Origin of the sequence: Paenilisteria riparia FSL S10-1204 (assembly GCF_000525995.1) — a bacterium.
GTDB classification, from domain to species: domain Bacteria; phylum Bacillota; class Bacilli; order Lactobacillales; family Listeriaceae; genus Listeria_A; species Listeria_A riparia.
In genome coordinates, this window is sequence record NZ_AODL01000010.1 from 1 (window position 1) to 22,646 (window position 22,646).

The 22,646-nt window shown below is 40.9% G+C and carries 15 protein-coding genes; 11 read left to right on the forward strand and 4 right to left on the reverse strand.

Features of this window, described 5'->3' with window-relative positions; all coding sequences use genetic code 11:
* The 8 genes from PRIP_RS08215 to PRIP_RS08245 all read left to right on the forward strand — a co-directional run.
* Window positions 1–259: sugar transferase (locus PRIP_RS08215; RefSeq protein ID WP_036100764.1), on the forward strand; the 259-nt coding region annotated here is incomplete at its 5' end.
* Between the two features lie 17 nt (window positions 260–276).
* Window positions 277–1,065, forward strand: coding sequence for a WecB/TagA/CpsF family glycosyltransferase (locus PRIP_RS08220; RefSeq protein ID WP_052008815.1), 789 nt, complete (start codon window positions 277–279; stop codon window positions 1,063–1,065).
* Window positions 1,049–1,738: a YveK family protein gene (locus PRIP_RS08225; RefSeq protein WP_036100765.1), complete on the forward strand. Its 690-nt coding sequence runs from the start codon at window positions 1,049–1,051 to the stop codon at window positions 1,736–1,738. The genes PRIP_RS08220 and PRIP_RS08225 overlap by 17 nt, the downstream gene beginning before the upstream one ends.
* Window positions 1,739–1,761: 23 nt before the next feature.
* Entirely contained in the window at window positions 1,762–2,148 is a 387-nt protein-coding gene (locus PRIP_RS17640; RefSeq protein ID WP_241434129.1) for a nucleotide-binding protein, read from the forward strand.
* Complete coding sequence (locus PRIP_RS17645) at window positions 2,099–2,485, forward strand: CpsD/CapB family tyrosine-protein kinase (protein WP_241434130.1); 387 nt, start codon at window positions 2,099–2,101, stop codon at window positions 2,483–2,485. Before PRIP_RS17640 ends, PRIP_RS17645 begins: the two co-directional genes overlap by 50 nt.
* Window positions 2,475–3,293 (forward strand): LicD family protein, encoded by an 819-nt coding sequence (locus PRIP_RS08235; RefSeq protein WP_036100766.1) that lies wholly within the window; start codon window positions 2,475–2,477, stop codon window positions 3,291–3,293. The genes PRIP_RS17645 and PRIP_RS08235 overlap by 11 nt, the downstream gene beginning before the upstream one ends.
* Window positions 3,290–3,733: an FAD synthase family protein gene (locus tag PRIP_RS08240; protein ID WP_036100767.1), complete on the forward strand. Its 444-nt coding sequence runs from the start codon at window positions 3,290–3,292 to the stop codon at window positions 3,731–3,733. The genes PRIP_RS08235 and PRIP_RS08240 overlap by 4 nt, the downstream gene beginning before the upstream one ends.
* Window positions 3,734–4,043: 310 nt before the next feature.
* Window positions 4,044–7,892: an immunoglobulin-like domain-containing protein gene (locus PRIP_RS08245; RefSeq protein ID WP_036100768.1), complete on the forward strand. Its 3,849-nt coding sequence runs from the start codon at window positions 4,044–4,046 to the stop codon at window positions 7,890–7,892.
* A gap of 969 nt (window positions 7,893–8,861) precedes the next feature.
* On the opposite strand, the gene PRIP_RS08255 is transcribed toward PRIP_RS08245, so the two are convergent.
* The 4 genes from PRIP_RS08255 to PRIP_RS08270 form a co-directional block, all read right to left on the reverse strand.
* Window positions 8,862–10,142 (reverse strand): immunoglobulin-like domain-containing protein, encoded by a 1,281-nt coding sequence (locus PRIP_RS08255; RefSeq protein ID WP_036100770.1) that lies wholly within the window; start codon window positions 10,140–10,142, stop codon window positions 8,862–8,864.
* A complete protein-coding gene (locus tag PRIP_RS08260) occupies window positions 10,096–11,367 on the reverse strand; it encodes an FN3 associated domain-containing protein (protein WP_036100771.1) in 1,272 nt (423 codons plus the stop codon). The genes PRIP_RS08255 and PRIP_RS08260 overlap by 47 nt, the downstream gene beginning before the upstream one ends.
* Entirely contained in the window at window positions 11,327–15,334 is a 4,008-nt protein-coding gene (locus PRIP_RS08265; protein ID WP_036100772.1) for a chitobiase/beta-hexosaminidase C-terminal domain-containing protein, read from the reverse strand. The genes PRIP_RS08260 and PRIP_RS08265 overlap by 41 nt, the downstream gene beginning before the upstream one ends.
* A gap of 436 nt (window positions 15,335–15,770) precedes the next feature.
* A complete protein-coding gene (locus tag PRIP_RS08270; protein WP_036100773.1) occupies window positions 15,771–17,231 on the reverse strand; it encodes an AcpB/EbpR/MafR family transcriptional regulator in 1,461 nt (486 codons plus the stop codon).
* A gap of 238 nt (window positions 17,232–17,469) precedes the next feature.
* On the opposite strand from PRIP_RS08270, the gene PRIP_RS08275 reads away from it, so the two are divergent.
* From PRIP_RS08275 to PRIP_RS08285, 3 genes are all read left to right on the forward strand, one after another.
* Window positions 17,470–19,812 carry an immunoglobulin-like domain-containing protein gene (locus tag PRIP_RS08275; protein WP_036100774.1) on the forward strand — a complete coding sequence of 781 codons (2,343 nt, stop codon included), beginning with the start codon at window positions 17,470–17,472 and terminating at the stop codon, window positions 19,810–19,812.
* Window positions 19,813–20,032: 220 nt separating this feature from the next.
* Window positions 20,033–21,457, forward strand: coding sequence for an MBOAT family O-acyltransferase (locus PRIP_RS08280; RefSeq protein ID WP_036100775.1), 1,425 nt, complete (start codon window positions 20,033–20,035; stop codon window positions 21,455–21,457).
* Window positions 21,458–21,475: 18 nt separating this feature from the next.
* A complete protein-coding gene (locus PRIP_RS08285) occupies window positions 21,476–22,642 on the forward strand; it encodes a DHHW family protein (RefSeq protein ID WP_036100776.1) in 1,167 nt (388 codons plus the stop codon).
* The last annotated feature ends 4 nt before the right edge of the window (window positions 22,643–22,646 follow it).

Below are 22,646 nucleotides of genomic sequence, written 5' to 3' on the forward strand. Positions count from 1 at the left end.
AAAAGGCGACATGTCCTTCGTTGGACCACGCCCCCCTCTTTTGCAAGAATACGCTAATTACTCCAATTACGATAAGAAAAGACTCCTTGTTACGCCAGGTTGCACAGGCTTATGGCAAGTAAGTGGTAGAAATAACTTAGACTTCCACGAAATGGTCGCACTAGACTTGAAGTATATAGAAAAACGCTCCATTCTATTCAATATAAAGATTTTGCTACGTACATTCAAAGAGTTTACGAGTAAAGGTAACGGGATGTAAGTCAAGAAAATGAAAGGATGATAAACGTGAGAACGCAAATACTTGGTAGTAATCTGGATTGCTTAACATTATCAGAAACATTAAACCGAATTGAAGATATTATTCAAAAAGGTCACCCAACACAACATGTCGTTATTAATGCAAATAAAATCAATTTGATGCACCAAGATATCAAGCTCCGTAATATCGTCAACGCTTCCCCATTAATCAACGCAGACGGCTCATCGATTGTTTTAGCAGGAAAATTCCTAGGCCAGCCGATCCCAGAAAGAGTCACTGGCATTGATCTTTTCGAAGCATTACTCGAAATTTGTAACGAAAAAGAATACCGCCCGTATTTCCTAGGGGCCACACAAGAAGTGATTGAAGAAATCGAAGCCCATTATCGCGCAAAATACCCAGACATGTCTTTTGGCGGATTTCGTAACGGCTATTTTTCACCAGAAGAATCTGCAAGTATTGCTGATGACATCCGTGAAAGCGACTCGGACATCTTATTCTTAGCTTTTTCCAGCCCGCAAAAAGAATATTGGGCAAGCGAGCATTTAGAACGCCTTGACGTACCATTCGTGATGGGAGTCGGTGGCACATTCGATGTTATCGCAGGCAAAACAAACCGCGCTCCGCAATGGATGCAACGAGCAGGACTAGAATGGTTTTACCGCTTTCTTCAAGAACCGCGCCGCATGTTTTCTCGGTACTTTTTTGGGAACTTACGCTTTTTGAATCATGTGAAGCGGGAGAAAATCCAACAATGGAAAGAAAATCGCTTCGTTGGAAGGAGTCAAGATGAAAGAAACTATTAGTATTAAAATAATATTCACGATAATTAAACGCCATTTAGTGTTAATCATATCTACTGCAGTCATCGGCATGATGGTTGCTGGAGCAGTTCTTGTATTTTTAGTCACGCCGATGTATGAAGCTAGAACGCAAATTCTTGTCACACAGTCCGCCCAGACAGAGATGAATAGCAATTTACAAACATCAGAAGTACAGGCTAATATTCAACTTGTTAACACGTATACCGCATTACTAAAAAGTCCGCGTATTCTGGATGATGTGGCAAGAAACCTAGACGGTAACTTCACAGCAGGACAATTAATGAGTAAAATCACGGTTGCTAGCGAGCATAATTCCCAAGTTATAAACGTAAGTGTAACAGATCCTAATCAAGCCGTAGCTGCGGAAATAGCCAACGAAATCGCCGCGTCTTTCGCCAAAATCACACCAAACGTGATGAACGTCAATAACATTGAAATTTTAGCAAAAGCAACGGCACTTGAAAATCCAAAACCAGTAAGTCCTAGCTCGGTTATTTTTATCGGTGGAGGAGCGGCTGGCGGGATGGTTATCGGTTTTGCAATCATGATTATCCGCGTTATTTTTAATACCAAGTTTAAAGATGAATCAGATGTTCTTGATGAGTTAGGCATTCCGCTGCTCGGAAATATCGCGAAAATTCCTGGACAAAAATAATAGTAAAGAGAGGCTGAATTAGATTGAGAAGCAGAAAAAAGAAAATCAAGAAGCAATCAGAAATGAGCCATAGACGCCAAAAAACGGACGAGCCGCAAAAACTAATCGCAAAAATCAACCCGAAATCACCGCATTCCGAGTTGTTCCGCTCCATTCGAACAAATATTGAATTTTCTAGTGTGGATAAGCCGATGCGCTCTATCTTGATTACTTCTTCTGAACCCGATTCTGGGAAATCGCTTATCTGCGCCAATCTAGCAGTAGTATTCGCCCAACAAGGCAAAAAAACATTACTCATCGACGGTGACTTACGCAAACCAACCGTGAAAAAAATCTTCCCAGAAAGCAGTATCGCACGGTTTGACTGGTATACTAACAAATCGCGTCACAATGGACGAAGCCATCCGTGAAACAGAAGTCGAGAACTTATACGTTTTGCCAGCAGGCGTTGTGCCGCCAAATCCTTCTGAATTACTTGGTTCTGAGAAAATGAAGCAAGTGTACGCTGAACTGTATGAAATTTTTGACCAAATTATCTTTGATACGCCGCCAATTCAGCTCGTAGTAGATGCGCAATTACTTTGTTCACTAGTAGACGGTTCGATTTTGCTCGTCCGTAGCAATCACTCATCTAAAGAAAACAGCAAGAAGGCGCTCCAGAAGCTCCAGACGGCGAACGCACATGTTATCGGAAGCATTTTCAACAACAATAAAATGAAAATGGATGGTTATTACTATGCAGACTAATGTTTTAGAACAAGTCAAACGAGTAGAATTAAGCATTTTAGTAGATGTTGCAGCACTTTGCGATAAACACGATTTGACGTACTATCTTATTGGCGGTACACTGCTTGGCGCCATTCGCCACGACGGATTTATCCCTTGGGACGACGATATTGACATCGCAATGCCCCGCAAAGACTTCGAAACATTCCAGAAAATCGCCCAAACCGAACTTCCCGAATCCCTGTTCCTTCACTACGGCACGACCGATCCCGATTACTATTTACCAATCATCAAAATTAAGAAGAACGGCACCATTTTTGAAGAACAAAGCGCCTCGCCTTCCATTAAACATAAAGGCATTTTCATCGACATTTTCCCGCTAGACAACGCCAAAAAGAACACAGGATTCCGTTTCCATACAAAAGGCATGCTCATCAAACAAATCAAAAACTACCTATTCCTAAAAATCAACCAAGAAAAGCAACTATCCCCGTGGAAAAAAGCCATTTTAAGCCTAACAAAACCAATCCCCGCAAGTATCGTCTTCCAACTACTAACTAAATATATGCAAACCCAAACAAGTGAAGACGCCCCGTTTTATGTCAACTACGGCAGCCAATACGGCTACAAAAAACAAACAATGCCCAAAGAAATGTACGACGCCCCATCAAAAACCACTTTTGAAGGCCAATTATTCAAAATCCCCCGCGAAACCCCGCAATTACTAGAACGTGTTTATGGCAAGAACTACATGGAAATCCCCCCCGCAAGCAAGCGCATTACCCACAATCCTAAACGAATCCAATTAAACGAGGAGTGCATGGCATGAAAAAATATCGTATCGGTTTAACAACAGGCGTATTCGACCTTTTCCATATCGGCCATTTAAATATTTTAAAAAACGCCAAGTCCCAATGTGACATCTTAATCGTCGGCGTTAGCACAGATGAATTTGTCCAAGCATATAAGCAGAAAACTCCAGTCATCCCATTCGAAGACCGCAAACAAATTGTCGAAGCACTCAAATACGTCGACCTAGTCGTTCCCCAAACAAGCCACGAAAGCAAACTGCAACTGATCGACAACCATAATGTAGATGTCATGTTCCACGGCAACGATTGGAAAGGCAGCCCCACATTCAACAAACTAGAAGCCGAATTCAAACGCCGCAACGTCGACATTGTCTACTTTGACTACACAGCAGGCGTTTCCTCCACCAAACTAGTAGAAACAATCCAACAAGAAACAGTACTTGTCGTCAGCGCCTAATTATAGCTCGAATTTTAAAATTTGCCCTACATGTCTAAAAAGTTGATTTTAAAAATAAACTTATTGGAAAAATCCTGTTTTGACGAAAAAATGCGATAAACTGTAATTAAGCCAAGAGAAACACGAACTTAAAGGAGGTGGCGGCAATGTAAAGCTAACTTAATCTCAATTTCCTCATATAATATCATTCCTCTTTAAAGCAACATAAGCCTCAAAAATTCAAAGGATAAGATCCCCTCTTATCGAAAAGGAGAAAATTAACCCATGACAAAAAAAACAAATTCCATTCAACGTATTACCTACTAAAAAGGTGAAAAAAGCCCTATTCACAACATTAGCAACAGTCACAGTTTTATCCCAAATGTTAACAGTCTATCCAACAACAAGTGCAGCAGCAGAAGGCTCCGAAATTGGAACAACAGAAGCACCAACACAAGTAGGCGATTTCACAACATTAAAACAAGTGCTTGAACAAGATAACGGCATTACAAATATTGAATTAACAGCAGACATTACGATGACAGCAGGCATTCAAATTAATAACAAGAAAACAACGCTTACCATTAACGGTAACGGTCACACCTTAACTGAAAGTAAAGTAAGCATAAATGCAGCGAACATGACAATTTTCGCCTATACAGGTTCCGCTATGAAGACAATGAATATCAAAAACTTAACGATTCGTGGTACCCATTATTACTCGCCATTCACAGTATATGACGGTGTGAAAGGTGTCGTACAAAATTTCGAAAACATTGATTACGTAGGACCACAATTTGTCTATAATCTCAATGGAGCTGCTAATTTCACAGGGAAGAACAAAATAGTAAATGGACAAGGTGTAGACAAATTAGGAACACTAAACGAACTTGTCCAAGCAAATAGTGTAACAATTTCAGGTGAATTCATCGGTGAGCACAATACAACAGCAACCTATGCTTTCGCTATATACGGTACAAATCCATATTTCAAAATTGAAGACGGTGCAAAAGTAGATCTCACAACAAATGGTGGGGAACTTTTATACGCACCAGCAAATACAGCTAACTTCACTGTAGGTAAAAGTGCAACATTCAATCTTAACACGCTTCGTGAGTTATTCCCATACGCAATGGCGAACATAACATTCGACACGAGCTCTACAACAACAATTAATCGTACAGACGCGTCCGCCGCAGCATTAATGCTAATAGGGCAGACCTTAAATATAAATCCAAACGCAAGCTTAGTAGCACAACAATCCGCAACATCTCCAGCTGGAGCACATATTTTCCGTACGACAGCAGCAAATGCAGTAATTAACATCAATGACCCACGCAAACTTGACCTAAATGCAAACGGAACTGGCGCTAACCGTGTATTCTCGGCTTATGGAAAAACAACAATTAACTTCAATGGCTTATCAGAAATCGGTGTATTTAAACCAACAAACAAAACAGAAACACCAGATCTATCATGGCAAGATGCAACCTTCCAAGTATTACAAGCATCAGCACAAGCCGGAACTGTACAAGCAGGCGCTATCTCATCTACGAACGATATCCAAAATACATTCGTACTAGCAGACGCAAAACGTATTACAACAACAGGAACAGTCGAAATCGCACAAAAAGCAGTAAGCGAACTTTTCACAAATAATGATCCAGCAACAGACACAATTAAAGATACAACAACGCAAGCAAAAATTGATGCAGCCCAAAAATTAGTCGATGCAGTAACAGACACAGTCGAAAAAACAGCGCTACAAAAAGATTTAGACCGCGCCCAAGAACTACTAAATGAACGTAACGCAGCAAGCACAGACAAAGAACGTCAAGCAGCCGCTCAAAAAGCAGTAAATGAACTATTCACGAATGATCAACCATCAACAGACACAATCAAAGATACAACAACGCAAGCATCGATTGACGACGCACAAGGATTAATCAACCTGGTAACAGATGAAACAGTAAAAGCGCAACTACAAAAAGATTTAGACCGCGCCCAAGAATTGCTAGATGCACGTAATGCAGCAAATGCGGCAGAAAAAGCACGTCAAGAAGCAGCATTAAAAGCGGTGAACGAACTATTCACGAACGATAAACCATCCACAGATGCAATCAAAGACATTACAAACCAAGAAGCCATTGATGCAGCCCAAAAATTAGTTGATGCCGTAACAGATGAAACACTAAAAGCGCAACTACAAAAAGATTTAGATCGCGCCCAAGAATTGCTAGATGCACGTAACGCAGAACTTGCAGCAGAAAAAGCACGTCAAGAAGCAGCACTAAAAGCAGTCAACGAGCTATTTAACAATGACCAACCATCAACAGACGCAATTAAAGACGTTACGAACCAAGAAGCCATCGATGCAGCCCAAAAATTAGTAGACGCAGTAACAGATGAAACAGTAAAAGCGGCTCTACAAAAAGATTTAGACCGTGCGCAAGAACTACTAGATGCACGTAACGCAGCCGCAATGTCCGAACAAGCACGTCAAGAAGCAGCCCAAAAAGCAGTAGACGAGCTATTTACAAATGATAAACCAGCAACAGATACAATCAAAGATACAACAACACAAGCATCCATCAACGCAGCGCAAAAGCTAGTGAACGCAGTAACAGATGAGACAATAAAAGCCCAACTACAAAAAGACCTAGACCGCGCTCAAGAGCTTTTAGATGCACGTAATGCAGCAGAAGCCGCAGAAAAAGCGCGCCAGGAAGCAGCCCAAAAAGCAGTAAACGAATTGTTCAGCAGCAACCAACCATCAACAGACGCAATTAAAGGCTCAACAACACAAGAAGCCATTGACGCAGCTCAAAAATTAGTAGATGCAGTAACAGATGAAGCAGTAAAAGCGGCCCTACAAAAAGACCTAGATCGCGCTCAAGAACTTTTGGATGCTAAAAATGCAGAAAAAGCACGCCAAGAAGCAGCACGCAAAGCAGTAAACGAGTTATTCACGAACGATACACCATTGTCAAACGAAATCAAAGACCCAACAATCCAACCATCTATTGATGCAGCACAAAAAATTATTGATACAGTAACAGATGAGACAGTAAAAGCGCAACTACAAAGAGATTTAGACCAAGCACAACAATTACTAGACATGCGTTCATCGACAATCGGAACAATCACACCAGCAGACTTCCTAATCGGTGGCGACAAATATGTAACAGGAACATTCACAGGTAGCGTAGCCAAAGTTTCCCTACTCGTGAACGACAAAGAATACACTGGCGGAACAGTCAAAGCAGACGGCACATTCACTTTCTATGCCAACGATAAAAACATCAAGAAAACCGACGAAGTATTCGCAGTAGCCTATGACAAATACGGTAAAGAACTATCGAGAACAAAAGTGAAATTCGTAGTCGTAACAACAGGTAAAATCACACCAGCAACTTACAGCCTAGCAACAGACAAAAACATCACAGGAACATACACGGAAGACGTAACAAAAATAACAGTTACAGTCGGCGATAAAGTTTACAAAGGCGGAACAGTAGCAAACGGCACATTCACATTCTACGCTTTTGACAAAATCAAGAACACAACCGACCCAGTAACGATTCATGCATACGACGCAGCAGGCAAACTGCTAGACACGAAAACACTGAAAGTAGTAACAGGCGTACCAGTAGTAACAAAAGGTAGCATTACACCACTAGAAATGGCAGTACCAGGTGATAAAAACATCACAGGAACATATACAGACGACGTACACTATGTAGTAGTTACAGTAAACGGTGTAGACTACAAAGGCGGCACATTCGCAGACGGTGAATTCAAGTTCTACGCACTCGATAAAATTACAAGTGCAAACGATGTAGTAACAATGAAAGCATACGACAAAGCAGGTAAACTACTAGACACGAAAACAATTAAACTAGTTGGCCCAGAATCAGAAAACGTAATTAAAGGTGCCATCACGCCAAACAAATTAGTACTTGGAACAGATAAAAACATCACAGGAACATATACAGGCGAAGTAAAATCAGTACAAGTAACAGTAAACGGTACAGCTTACAAAGGTGGAACATTCACAGACGGCGAATTCAAGTTCTACTCTTTTGACAAAGTGAAATCCGTAACTGATGAAGTAACTATCGTAGCACTAGACAAAGCAGGTAACGTACTAGATACGAAAACGATTGAAGTTGTAAAATAAAAAATGAAGACAAGGAAGGGCGGTAATAAGCTCTTCCTTGTTTTTGAAAATCACATTGTTTTAAAAATGTCAACATCATTTCGCGTAAAAGACGTATTTTTAAAACGTTTTTTGTGTCTAATATGTGAATTAAAATGATGAAAAACGTATTTTTTGCAAGAAAATGCGTGAATTAAATAACTAATATGGTATGATAGATAAGTAAACGAGAGGGTCCATCCCAAAGCCGTCTCGCCATTTAAAATAGCAAAATCGCCATGGAACACAGAATATAAAAACCATTTTGATTAGTCTAACAATCCCCAGCCATCCCCTTGGCATTAGACATAAATCAAGCCTTCGAAATCCCCTAACCTCCCCTTCACCCCCAACAGAACTCCCAATTCTGTTGGGGGTTTTGTTGGGGCTGTATGAAACAAAGTGAATTACAGCCCCAATATAAGCGTGAGCGAAGCGATGGGTTAATCCATTAAAAAGAAACTTCGCACCCCCACAATAAAAAGCGTGAGCAGCAAAGCAAAGTATTGGAATTACAGCCCCAATATAAGCGTGAGCAAAGCGATGGGTTAATCCATTAAAAAAAACTTCGCACCCCACAATAAAAAGCGTGAGCAACAAAGCAAAGTATTGGAATTACAGCCCCAATATAAGCGTGAGCAAAGCGATGGGTTAATCCATTAAAAAAAAAACTTCGCACCCCCACAATAAAAAGCGTGAGCAGCAAAGCAAAATATTGCAATTACAGCCTCCAATATAAGCGATAGGTTAATCCGTCGTTATAATTCATACCGGCACTAAGCCTTGGTGAAAGACCACAAAAACAACCCAATTTCAACTCGATATTGGGTTGTTTTTTGTCTATTTAGAGTCCCATCCAATTACTTGGATAGGGCGAAAAATTTTGCTTGATACAAATCGATCGCTTGTCGCTTGCTTATTTAGGTTATGTCTCAAACTCTGTTTATCCTACTATTTATTGATGATGACCGTCACGGTTTTAAGTGTTGTTCCTGCTGCGTTGTACGCGGATAAAGTGACGACGTCTGATTGACTCTTGATGAGTGATTTGGCGTAGTATTGGAAGTCTGGCGCTGGAACTGTGATTGTTGTTTGTTTCACGCCGTTGACGCTGATGCTAACTTTGGCTACATCGCCTGTGTATTGGCCTTTGATATAGCCGTCTCCGATGGTGAATGGATTTACGGTAATATCTCCGCCTGTAGATATGATTGGAATGGTTTTGGTGCTTATAGCAATGCCTGCTGTGTTGAAGCCTACGAGTTTGACATCATCGGTTGTTTTTGTGATGAGTGATTTGGCGTAGTATTTAATGCTGTCTGTTGTCACATTGATGCGTTGTAATGCCACGCCGTTGACTTGAATTTCTACGCGGGCAATGTCACCTGTGTAGTTTGCTGTGATGTAGCCGTCTGTGCCTAGCTTAAATGGTGCTACGTCTGTAATTACAGATGGTGTTTCTTTTGCCACCTTGATTGTTTTGCTATCTAGTAGGCTGCCGTTTGTGTCGTAGGCGTTTAAAGTCACGATGTCTGTTAAATTGCGAATCACGTTGTTGGCGTAGTATTTAATTTCTGAAGCCGAAGCGACAATTTTTGTTCCTTCAACGCCATTTACCGTTAAGCTGATCTTGGCAATATCGCCCGTAAATTGGCCTGTGACATAGTTGTCTTTACCAAGATAAAAAACGTTTGGTGTTAGTTGACCAGTTGCTGGTTTTAGGACATTGACTTTTGTTTTCTGTAGTTGGGTGCCTTTTGTATCGTAGGCAATCATGTAGACTGTGTCCGTTACCGCATTGATTTTACCTTTGGCGTAGTATTGGTACGGGCTTCCAGTTGCTGTGATGATTTGTAACAGTGTCCCATTTACTTCGAGTGCAAGCTTAGCCACGTCGCCAGTGTACGTTCCTTTCACGTAACTGTCTGCCCCAATTGTAAAGTTGTTCGTTGTAATGTTACCACTTGTTTTATGAGCAAAAAGTTCTTTGGCTCTGTTTAGCTGTGTTTGCAATGCTGCTTTTGCTGTTGTGTCTTGAACTGCATCGACGGTTTTTTGTGCTGCGTCAAGGGCTTTTTGGTCAGTTGTAGCTTTGAGTGAACCTGAATCTGGGTTGTTATTTGAGAATAGTTCAGAAATGGCTTTTGTTGCTGTGTCTTCAATTTGGGCATCTTCGGCTGCTTTTTTATTGTCGCTGATTGGACCCCAGTTGTTTGTTGTGAAGGCACGCATTGTTAGTGGTGTTGTTTTGCTTAAAAAAAGTTCCTGGCGTGTATTTCACGGCTTTGCTTGAGATGACGCCGTCTGCACCCATCGGATCGCTACCGTCTGTCGTGTAGTAAACGTCGGTGTTGGCATTTGGATTTTCTAGTGTTACGCCTGTGTCTGTTTTTAGGACGTTGATGTTTTGAAGAGTGTGCGCCATACCGTATTTTGTCCACATGTCTAGGGAGAATTTCACGCGATCGGGAACTTGGTTTTGTACTTTTGTTTGCAATGTTAGCCAGTCTTTGTACATTGTGCTTCGCGCGCCCATGAATGCGGCATCTACTTTGTAGGCTGCGTCTAGTTCTTTTTGATTGTCTAAAATGAGTTGTCTTACGTTTGCAACGGATAATGGTGCTCCGTCAGCGCCTGCGAAATCTCCACTTGTTGGTCCGATTTGTTGTAGTACTTGGTCTTTCACAAGTGTTTTGAATTCTAAATTTCCGGCTGTTGGGACGGTGCTGTTTCCTGAGAAATTACCGAAAAATCCGCCAGCACCATTTCTGGATATGGCATCTGAATTCCATTTGTAGCGATATGTTCCACCGCCGCCTGCCAGGGCCGATGCGCTTGTTCCAGTGCCACCGTTATTAAAGAAAGCGCCATCTGTGTCATTGATGTTGAATTTCATTTTAATACCATTTCCGTTTGCAATATCATTGGAAACGACTGCATCAATTTCGCGTTCTGTATCGACAAACATGAAGAGAATCTGTGTTTTAATGAGGTCTTCGATGTCTACATATCGTTTGAATTCTTGCAAGTTTTTCGCCGTTGCTAAAGCTTTTACTTTTGTCAAAATGGCTGTGTCACCGTCGCCGGCTTCGACAATTCCTGGAGCAAAATAATCATCTTGGAAACGAATTTTTGTATAGTCGTCATCGCTGTCGCCGAAGTATTCTTCAAACATATTTTGTCCAAAGTCTTCGCGCATGGTTTTGACACCCATGTATTGGCCGTTGTAGAAGTATTGTACGTATTTTGTGTGTAGTGCAATCTTGTTCATTTGTTGGGCAAGTGTGTCGGTTACGGCTTCGTCATAACGATTGTAGCCAAGATTATAGATATCGCTTTGCGGGCCGTCTTGACCTTCTTTTAGTTCTAATTTACTGAACTTGCCTACGACTGGGAAGGCTTCACCCGGTGTTGGATCAAAGAAGTTGTATTTTGCTTTTTTTTGCGTTGAAATCACGATGGAATTTCACAGCAACGCCTGAGTTAAATTGACTTGCGCTGACTTGTCCGAATTTTTTAGCTCCGGAGTAACTGAAGTAGTTGGTGCCACTGCTGTTTGTGTGTGTATCTAAGAATTCGAATGTACCGGTTGTGTAGTTAATGGCGTCTAGTGTTGTAGCATCACTAGTTACAGATACGATTGGAAAATCATCGATAGCTGCGGCGTATTCATCACTTGTGATAGTGTTTTTAAATTGCCATTGGTAGCCGACTGGAATTTCGTTTTTGTAGTTGTCGCGTAAGATATAACTGCTTGAAATAACGCCGGAATTACCGTCTGCATCATAAGCGTAGGCTTTGACGATGGTTGTTTTGCTAATTGTGAGTGGGCCTGTATAGGTGAGTGCTTTGGTTCCTGTTGGATTGCTTCCGTCTAGGGTGTACTTGATAGTTGTGCCTGTATTTGAGCTTAAGCTTAATGTGAAGCCAGTGTCATATACGCCGCGTTCTTTGCTGAATTGAAGCGGGTAGTTTGTTTGACCGACATTATTTGTTTTGCCGAATGTGTCAGAGCTAAATAGCGTTAGATTCTTGCTAGCGTCTGGTTTACGTCCGAATGATTGGTTATACGCTTGTTTCGTATATTTGATGGAGTCGATTGTTTTCATATCAGAACCGACTTTTGCGGATAAAATAACGTCGCCGCTACTACCAATTTCAAAACTTAAATGGTCATTGCCGAGTTCTGGGGCTTTGTCGGAATATAAGATGCGGTACCCTTTTGCTGGGATAACAAGGTTAGAAAACTCGAATTTGTCTAGTGTCTTTGATTTGTCTGTGATATAGGTGCCTGTTCCTAGAACGACAGGAACATCGTTGTCATTGTAAAGTTCGATCCATGCTGCTTTAGAACTGGCAGTACCTTCGGATGATAATTCGTTGATGTAGACATTTTTGATTTTATCAGGTGTTGCAAGTGCGTTTGTGATGTTTGCTCCTTTGTTGTTGTTTTTGTATTTGATAATTAGTCGGGCGGCTTGAGCAGTTCCACCTTGATAAACACTACCGATATAGTTGTCGCCATCCACGCGGAAGGCCATTCCTTGTCCATTTTTCCAGCCGGCGAGGCGGTTTTCATCAATGATGTCTTTTAGGTTGGCTGTACGAACGATTTGGTTACTCGTTGGAAAGGCTGGTTGGCTATATTTAACGACCATGCTGCTGTATTTACGAGAAGTGATGTCGCCTGCTGTTGTTGTGTAACCAACAGGATTGCCAATTTCTGAACGTATTTCCATGTTGGCGCTAATTTTATTGGCATTTGTGTTGTAGGTTGTGAACTCCATGTACGCGTCTTCGATTTCAGCGCCTTCAGGGATGTTGACGTTCAAGAAGCGGAAAGCGGACGTGTCTTTGTAGGTAGGGGTCAATGTTGTCGAATAATAGCCACCGATACTTAAATTAGCATTTAAGTTTATTGCTTTTGCTGTGCCATATTCTTCGGCGTCATCAGTGTATGCTGCTACTTTTCCAGCAAAATCACCAGAGCCTGAGTAATATTCTAAAACTAATTTCGGAGCCATGGCAGCGCTAGAATCATAGGAACGCGCAATGTATGATCCGGTTTTGTCACCACTGATTTTGAAAACAAGGTTGTTAACGTCTGGATTTGCTGCACGCATCTCGTTAACGACTGGTGTTAAGTCTTCGCTATTTAAGACATCGTTAATAGCAACTTTAGATGGTGTCGTTGTTTTCACGGTTTGGTTTGTGAACTGGCGACTCGTGAAAGAAGCGACGGTGCTTGTGAAAACATCGCCTTTACCAAGTTCACCTGAAATCGTCAAATTGGTTGCGGTTGTTGAAGCATCGCGTGCTGTGAAGACAAGATATGCTTTGCTAATCACGGCGTCATCCGGAATAGCAACATCGGCAAAACGAACATAAGCATCTTGTGCGACATTACTTAATGTTCCTTGTAATTCAAGACCAGTACTTGTCAAATTGACTGTCGCGGCTGTTACTTTGGCGTCATCCGCGCTTGTTTTAACGCTAAATTCTTTTGTGGCAAGTGGGATGTTTTCAGCATCTTCCCGGATAGCGTAGAAATAGGATTGTACGCCACTATTTTGTTTTGCGTTGTAGGCGTAAGCTTTTACTGTGGTGTTTTTGTCGATCGTGATTGCTTTTGTGTAGGTTGTGCCATTTGTTTCGCTCGGTGTGGAACCGTCTAGTGTGTATTTAATCGTGTTGATAGCATCCGTGTTTAGCGTCAAGTTGAAACTTTCTTTGTACATTCCAGGCGCTTGACTAGGTGTGATGCGAACAATTGGTGTCGCGTCGTTGTTGGATTTCTCATACGTGCCCACGTTGTACGAAACAAGATGGCTATCTGCATCGTTAAAACGGCCATTTGTCTCATTGAACGCCATTTTCTTCGCGGCGAACGTATCGATTTTGTGAAGCGTATTATCATATTTTGTTGCTAAATAAAGCGTTGCGTCGCGGTCACCTAATGTGAAGTTCACCGAAGCATTGTTTTGCGTCCCGTCAGCTTTCACTACGCGGTAACCTTTTGCAGGGATGTAGAGGTTTTTCAACTCGGATTTGCCTAAATTGCCAGCATCATCAGATAGGAAAATATCTTTTTCAAAAAATACAGCTTCGTCGTTGTTATTGAAAATTTCAATCCAGCCGTCTTTCTGATTATCCGTCCCCATACTTGCAACTTCGTTGATAAATAGATTTTTCATTAACGCTGGGTCTTTTGTGACTTCACTTGCGATGGCGTCTTTTTCGCTATACGTGTACTTAATGATAAGTCGTGGTTGATATGCTGCGGTTGAACCGCCTTGATAGACGCTACCGATATAGTTGTCACCGTCTACCTTGAAGGCCATCGCGTTCCCATTTTGCCAACCCATTAAGCGCGTTTCGTCAATGATGTTCTTTAAGTTTGGTGTTCTAACAGTTTGCAATGCTGTCGTGAAAGAAGGTTGGACGTATTGCACTGTAGAAGCCGTATAATTACGACCGCTAATATTACCAGCAGTGTTAACATACGTCGCGGGATTGCCTAATTCTGCAGAAATTGCGAGATTAGCGCTACGATTTGCCGCAATTGCTTTTGTTGTGAATTCTAAATAAGCATCTTCAATTTTTGCGTTTTCAGGAAGTGTTACATTGCCAAAACGGAAGGCTGAAATTTCTTTGTTGGCCGGTGTCAATGTTGCTGACGTGTAGCCGCCAATTTCCATTTCCGTATTTAAGTCGATAGCATTGGCTGTGCCGCGTTCTTCAGCATCATCAGAAGTGTTGGTAATACTAGCCGCAAAATCTCCTGATGTAGAAGTGTATTCAACCACTAGTTTTGGCGCCATTGTCGCGCTGGAATCAAAAGAGCGCATGATGAATGAACCTGTGCCGCTCCCATTAATTTTAAAAACATAATCTTCAATGTCTGGCGTATTAGCTCTCATTTCATTAATAACAGAAGAAAGATCGTTCGTATTAAAAACACTATTTACTGCGACAGTCGGTGTTGGCATACTTACTGCTGCATTTGTAAAAGTTCGATTTGTAAAAGAAGCGACCGTACTTGCAAAAGCAGCTTGCGTTCCAAGTTCCCCTGAAATACGAAGCGTTGTAGATTGCGCAGCCGTTGAAGCGTCACGTGCCGTAAACGAAAGATACGCATTCGTGATTTTGGCGTCTGTCGGTAATTCAAGGCCGGTAAAACGTAGATACGTTCCTTGTACCGTCGCAGCTGGACCATGTAAGTCAAGCCCTGTGCTCGTTAAATTGACCGCCGTACTCGAAACTTCGGCATCATCTGCACTAGTCTTAATCATTGATTCTTTCGTCAATGAGAAATTTTTCTCCGTATTTGTGGTTTGTTCCGTGGATATAGTAGTGAGGGACTCTGCGGCATAAACGAGGTTTCCAATAGAGTTTGGTAGTACTAGAGAAAAAATCATTGCCATGTATAAAGCTTTCATTTTAAAATTTTTTGCGTGTCTTCATGTTTTTAAATTATAACTACTTATGCATAAATATTATGTGGTAGTAGTCATGTCCTCCTTTTTTGATGTGAGATTGTTTACTTTTTGTTTTTGCGTTTCATTGGCTGTTTAGGAATAATTTTGGCCGTGTTTTTTTGCAAGGTTTAGCAGGAGATATGGCGTGATGATTGCACGGGAAGCTTGCTTTTATATAGTGGATATTTCACCTCTTTCGGATTTCTTTGCCTACCTTAATCTTAACCGCAGTCTTTCACTAAGTCATTAAAATATCAAGGGGGTTTTACAAGTGAATTTTGAGTGTTCACAAAACCGCCATTAGAAAAATGCTATGAAATCCATGCATGTTTATGCATAAAAAATACAGCTTCCGTTTTAATTGAAAGCTGTATACCGATTCCTATTCTGTTTTTCCATATTTCTCACGTACAATTGTATCTAAATCTGCGAAATCCCGTTTTGTTGGGGGCATATGCCAAACGAGAACATCTACATCGGTAACTTCGGGCAATGGAAAATCGCTAATAATAAAGTCATGTTGCGCCCAGTGTTCGCTTGGATTAAGTTCATCGCAAAAGACAATGAAATCTTCTGAATAGTGACGGCGAATTTCTGTTTTTAAGAATTCTTCCCAGATAAAGCCGTTTTTAGCAATAATTTTAATATGAAGAGAACTCGTGTAAGACTCCATTAACAATGCGGCATTGAAAAAATCGTGAATATATGTCGCAATAATATCCATATTCGCTTTAATAAAACGATAATCGGGTATAGATTCGTATTTTTGCAAGATAGAAATGATTTTTTGCTTATCTACAGTGTCCGGAATGAACTTCTTCGTAAAGTAATCGACATCTAAAAGCAGATTCGATTTCTGAACAAAATAAAAACGTGCGAAGTAATCTACAAGCGTCGTTTTTAAGACAAGTGTATCAGAGACGCGTTCATTCAAAATAGTTATCAGTTCTTCCACTAAGCGAAGCCGAATCCGTTGGTATTTCTCTGTATAGGACAGACGAAGCGTCATTTGTTCGTGATTAACGTATGTGAAATAGCTGAGTGCGCTAATAATGATTAATAAGTAACGTTCCTCCTGACTAAGTGTTTCCCCAAGTGCTGCTTCCAAATCACTAAAATCCATTTCTGTCACGCTATGATACGTATATACATCATGCCAAAATTGCATGTTTTCATCACTCACTCGAACAGGATGCCCCTGCTTAATTCGCTTTAAAGTAACCGCAATCGCAATCGCATAGTTCGTCCTAGCGCTAAGCGAAAAGAAGATATTTAAACTTTTTTCGAATTTTTGTATAAAGGTATTGATAGGCGTTTCCAAACCGAAGTCATCGATAATCCAGCCAGAATACGGATAACACTTGCTAAATAGGTGGTAGTAGAAAAAACGTACATTAATTTCATTACCTTGTACTTCAAGTGGGGTTGTGTTGAGAATAAGCCTACTACGAGATAAAAACGTATCAACTTCTGCCAGCTTTACATAAAAAGTCGAGCGGCTTACGAAATTTTTCTCGGCCCATTCCGAAATCGATTGGTTTTCTTCGTTGAATGCCGATAGAGCTAGCTGAAACAAATGGCTATTAGAAATCATATATGCGGTTAGATAATCGAAGTTAATTTTTGGAGCTGCTCGTAGTGTGAGTTTTCGGTCAATTTCATCAATGTGAGCTACACCATCCGGAATATTCGCGTTAAGCGTTTCGATGTCAGCGTTAAGCGTATTGATAGAGCATTCCACGAACTTTGCTGCTTCTTTTTTAGGGATTGGCGACTCTGCGAAAAAAAGCAAGTTCAGCAACTTTAGCCGACGATAATCCGATGCGGGAATAATATTTTTCATTTGTAAAACCTCCCCTATTTATTTAACTCTATCCTATTCAAATTTTCCTGTGTGGTCAAATTTGAATGACCGAACTTAGTTTTTTAATGAGTGGAAAGCGTTTTCTTTGGGCTTGTTAGATACATCGTAATTCATAATATGTCTACAGCAATAGGCTATCGTACATAGTATAATCTGGAAGAGGTATAACTTATAAAGTTACAGAGAATATTACACGAAAAGAAAGGACGAAGAGAAAATGAAAATATTTTTGAAAGTCGCAATATTAGTAAGCTCTGTGTTAGCGATATGGTGGGGGATGCTAAATCAGAGCCCGCATCAAGTCGCTGCCCAGCAGAAGAATATCAACGATCCGATAATTATTACCCAATCGTATAACCCAATAGAAGGGATTGCTCTGCCAAATGCAAAAATTATTCTCACAGATTATCTAGGTAATACAACGGATACAATTGCAGATGAGAATGGTGAATTTTCACTTTATGCTCCAATCACCTATAATGGAACACTTGATATACACCAAGAATGGAAGGGCTTGACGGGACCTAAGACCAGAATGAAAGTTCAAAAAGCGATTCAAATTTTAAGATGTACATCCACGGAATTAGTTGTATCTACCCTTGCCGATGCAGATATACAAATCAGAACAGAAGCAGGGGCTATTTTGAGTCAAGGAAACATGGGTAGTAACCATCATTATCACCAAGACATTACTAATGTTCGTCAAGGCACTATACTAATAATTACGGTGAAATCTGGAGGACTTATATATCAATCTTCTTATACACTGCCACCTATTCCTCCTAAATTTATTGTCACGAAGGCAACTGAATATGAAATAGAGGGTATAGGAGTACCAGGGGCTTATATCAGTATAAAAGATGACTACGTTGAGATTGGAACCGGTTCAGATGGCTCAGTACGATTCAAATTTCGGGAATTAGTAGCGGTCGGGTCAAAGCTACTTTTCGTCCAGCTATATAATGCCCGTGAGAGTCACCCGCAAGAAGTACTAATCGGCTGGTCGCAAAAAGTAAATCCTGTCACAGCAGCGAGCACGAAACTTACAGGAAATGGAAATCCTAATACGCCAACGCATGTTCAGACAGAAAGTGGGCAGGTCATCGGTCGAGGACAAGCTGACAAGGATGGCAATTATACCATCACGATACCAATACAAGCAGAAGGAACAAAGCTTCGCGTCTTCCAAACCATTGCTGGCACAGAGTACATGTCGACTATCACTGTCGAGAAAAATCCGTATACAATTACCGCATCACCATATCAAATCGGCACTAGCAACGTGACAGGAACATATGCGGGTACTGAATTAGAACGAATTACCAAAGTGGTTCTATTAGTCGATGGTGTCATCATTAAAAACGGTGTATTTAATAATACTACGAAAACCTTCCAAATTTCAGCTAACGGTCTTGTTACCAATACGAATCAACGTGTCGAAGTCGCGCTATTCCATGGAAATACCGAATTAAAACGGGCGCCAGTCACAGTCACAGCACGTCCGAGTGACAGTTATACGGTGACTCCAGCGACATATCAATTGGGAACCAGTTTAGTGACGGGAACTTATACTGGAACGGATTTGAGCCAAATCACCAAAGTAGTCTTGTTAGTCGATGGCGTAGTTGTTAAGAACGGCGCGTTTAATAACACCACAAAAGCGTTCCAAATTTCAGCAGCTGGTCTCGTGAAAAACAGTAAGCAACGCGTTGAAGTCGCCTTATTCAATGGTACAAAAGAATTAAAGCGGGCCAATGTCTTTGTTATTGATGCGTACATGTTAACTACAGCTACCTATCAAATCGGTAATGCGTATGTGTCTGGGAGCTATTCTGGTCTAAACACGGAAGCTATCACAAAAGCTGTTCTCCTCGTAGATGGTGTCGTTGTCAAAAATGGAGCTCTGAATACGAGTACTAATACCTTCCGAATCGCAGCAAATGAATTGGTGACAAACATGCGTCAGCGAGTAGAAGTGGCTCTGTACATCGGTGCGACCGAAGTAAAACGTACGACAGTCCATGTTATTGGTAATTTTACTTTGACACCGGCAACCTATCAACTGGGAACAAATAACATCACAGGAAGCTATACGGGAAATGACTTAGAAGCTATCACGAAGGTTGTTCTTCTCGTCGATGGTGTGATAGTTAAGAATGGCGCGTTTGATCCCGCGACGAAAACCTTCCAAATCTATGCCAAAGGATTGGTCACAACAACTAATCAACGTGTCGAAGTTGCTTTATTTAATGGTACTACGGAATTAAAACGGACAACTGTGACAGTAAATGCTGGCGGAAGCTATAGTATAGACGCTACGCCCTATCAACTAGGAAGTAGCTATATCACAGGGACCTACGCGGGTACAAATTTGGAGGCTATTACGAAAGTGTCACTCCTCGTGGATGGTGTCATAGTTAAAAATGGTGCCCTTACGCCCGCAACGAAAACCTTCCAAATCTATGCTAATGGCCTCGTTACCACTAAAAATCAACGTGTCGAGGTGGCGTTATACGTGGGAAGTACCGAAGTAAAACGTACGAGTGTGCCGTTTAAATAGTTTTCTAATCGAGCTTGTTCAAAAAGCGCTATAAAAGCGTGAGGAACAGGCTCGATTTTACGTTATAAACCAAGAACATGCAGTTGATCTGGGCATGCAATTTTTATAACTTGTAACCGTTTTTTTTCTTACATAAAATCTTGTTGTGTTTTAGTTAGTAGCATAGTATCATAAGTAGTGATAGACATTATATTAAACACAGAAAAAAGGAGAAGAACATATGCTATTTAGTACGACGACATTTTTATTTATGTTTCTACCGTGTGTTTTAGCTATTTATCTTATTGCACCAAGAAAGCTAAAAAACATTGTTTTGCTGCTTGCCAGCTTATTTTTTTATGCTTGGGGAGAGCCGAAGTTTCTTTATGTCATGTTGCTTTCGATTGCGCTCAACTATGTGTTTGGGATACTTGCTGATAAGGCGAAGCGCAAAGGGAAATATGGTAAGTTAGTCATCACATTAATGGTTATTGGGAACTTGGCTATTCTCGGAATTTTTAAATATGCGAATTTTGTTGTATTTAATATAGAATCATTGTTTGGTGCTACTTTTGATTGGAAAATGATTGCATTACCACTCGGCATTTCATTCTACACATTCCAAGGAATTAGCTATGTTATCGATGTATACCGAGGGGACGGTAAAGTACAGAAGAATCCACTAAATATTGCGTTATACATATCATTATTTCCTCAACTTGTGGCAGGGCCAATCGTCCGTTACCAAACGGTTGCGGATCAAATTGAGAGCCGCCGGGTTGATTTAAACTTATTTACGAGCGGGGTTAAGCGTTTTATTATTGGATTGGCAAAGAAGATGTTCATTGCGAATAATTGCGGTTTAGTTGCAGATCAGATTTTTCAAAGCCAAGGTAGTAGCTTGTCTGTTGGGACGGCTTGGATTGGACTGATTTTCTATTCTTTGCAAATTTTCTTTGATTTCTCTGGCTATTCGGATATGGCAATTGGACTTGGTCGGATGTTTGGGTTTAAATTCTTGGAGAATTTTAATTACCCGTACATTGCGAAGTCTGTTTCGGAGTTTTGGCGGAGATGGCATATTTCGCTTGGAACTTGGTTTAAGGATTATGTGTATATTCCGCTAGGTGGAAATCGCGTTTCTCCTATTAAAGTGTATCGGAACTTGGCGATTGTTTGGCTGGCCACAGGTATATGGCACGGCGCAAGTTGGAATTTCCTGCTGTGGGGCGCGTATTATGGCGCATTCATTATGCTAGAAAAAGCCTTTTTAGGAAAAGCATTACAGCGAGTTCCAGCGGCACTGCAACATGTTTACGCATTGATTGTCATTATTTTTGGCTGGTTGCTATTCCGCATTGACAATGTGAGCGATATTTGGTCCTATTTATGTTCCATGTTTGGTTCTGGCGCGTTTTGGGATGCTCGCGCAACGTATTATATGCACGAATATTACATGGTGCTTATCGTTGCGATTATCGCATGTACACCGCTTGTTAAGAATCTTTTTGCAAGTGATGCACTTCTTACTTTCATGCAAAAACATCGCGCGTTACACATCACAAAAGATATTGCTACATTAGCTGTATTGGCATTCATTTTTGTGTATTCTGTAGCTTTAGTCGTTGGTTCGACATTTAACCCATTCATTTATTTCAGATTTTAAAACGTGAGGAGAATTACGGTGAATAAAAAACTATTTAACTTATTGCTATCAGCGGGATTTCTGCTCTTTATTTTCGGAGTGTTTTTCTTCTATATCGTGGCTGGAGACAATAAAGTATCGATTTTAGAAAGTCGCAATTTGGCGCAAAAGCCTATGTATAGCGCGGAGGCAGTTACTAGTGGTAACTATATGCGGGCTTGGGATAGCTTTTTTAATGACCAGTTTCCGCGAAGAGATGCGTTTACGGAGCTAAACATGCGTGTGAATGAGTTGGCGCTAGGTCAAGATGTATATAAGGACGTTTATGTGGCTCCAGATGGCTATTTATTGACGAAAGTCGAGTCCTACACAAAAGATGATGCGCAAAAAATTGCAAAACGAATTAACGATGTTGGCAAGGAATTACAAACACTTGGTGTAAAAACAAGCCTTGTTCTAGTTCCGAACAAATCGACTGTTTTTGAAGATAAATTTCCGTCTTACTATCCGAGTTTTGGACGCGAAGGCTACAATCGCCTCATGCCACTAATTGATAATACGTACGTGCAAAATATTGACGTTTCGCCAATCCTTTACAAAAATAAAGAAAAGCCAAATATGTTTTACTATACGGATCACCATTGGCAAGCGACGGCTGCATTTTTAGCTTCGGAGAAAGTAACGAAAAATATGAATCCCGGCGTGAAGCAGCTAACAAAAGACGACTGGACATGGAAATTGGAAGGCTTACCGTTCTATGGTTCGGATGCTCGAAAAACAACATCAGCACTCGCCTCGAAGTCGGATCAAGTGATGGTTGCGACGCAGAAAAACTTAAGTGCGCCGTATAAATTAGACGTTATTCAAGAACAACGCGATTCCCTTTATGTGATGAGTCGACTAACGGATCCAGCCGTATATACTAACCGCTATACCACCTACATTGGTACGGATTATCCAGAGTTGCATATTGTATCTCCAGATCCGCTGACAAAGAAGAACTTGCTAATTTTTAAAGATTCATATGCGAACGCCTTTATTCAGTTTATCGCGCCGTATTATGCGAATGTGCATGTGCTTGATTTGCGCTATTACAAGAACCTTGATTTACAAGCTTACGTGAAAAAATATAAAATCGATGACACCTTATTGTTCTTCAATAACAATTCGATTTATGCAACACCACAGTTGACGACATTTCATTAGGAGG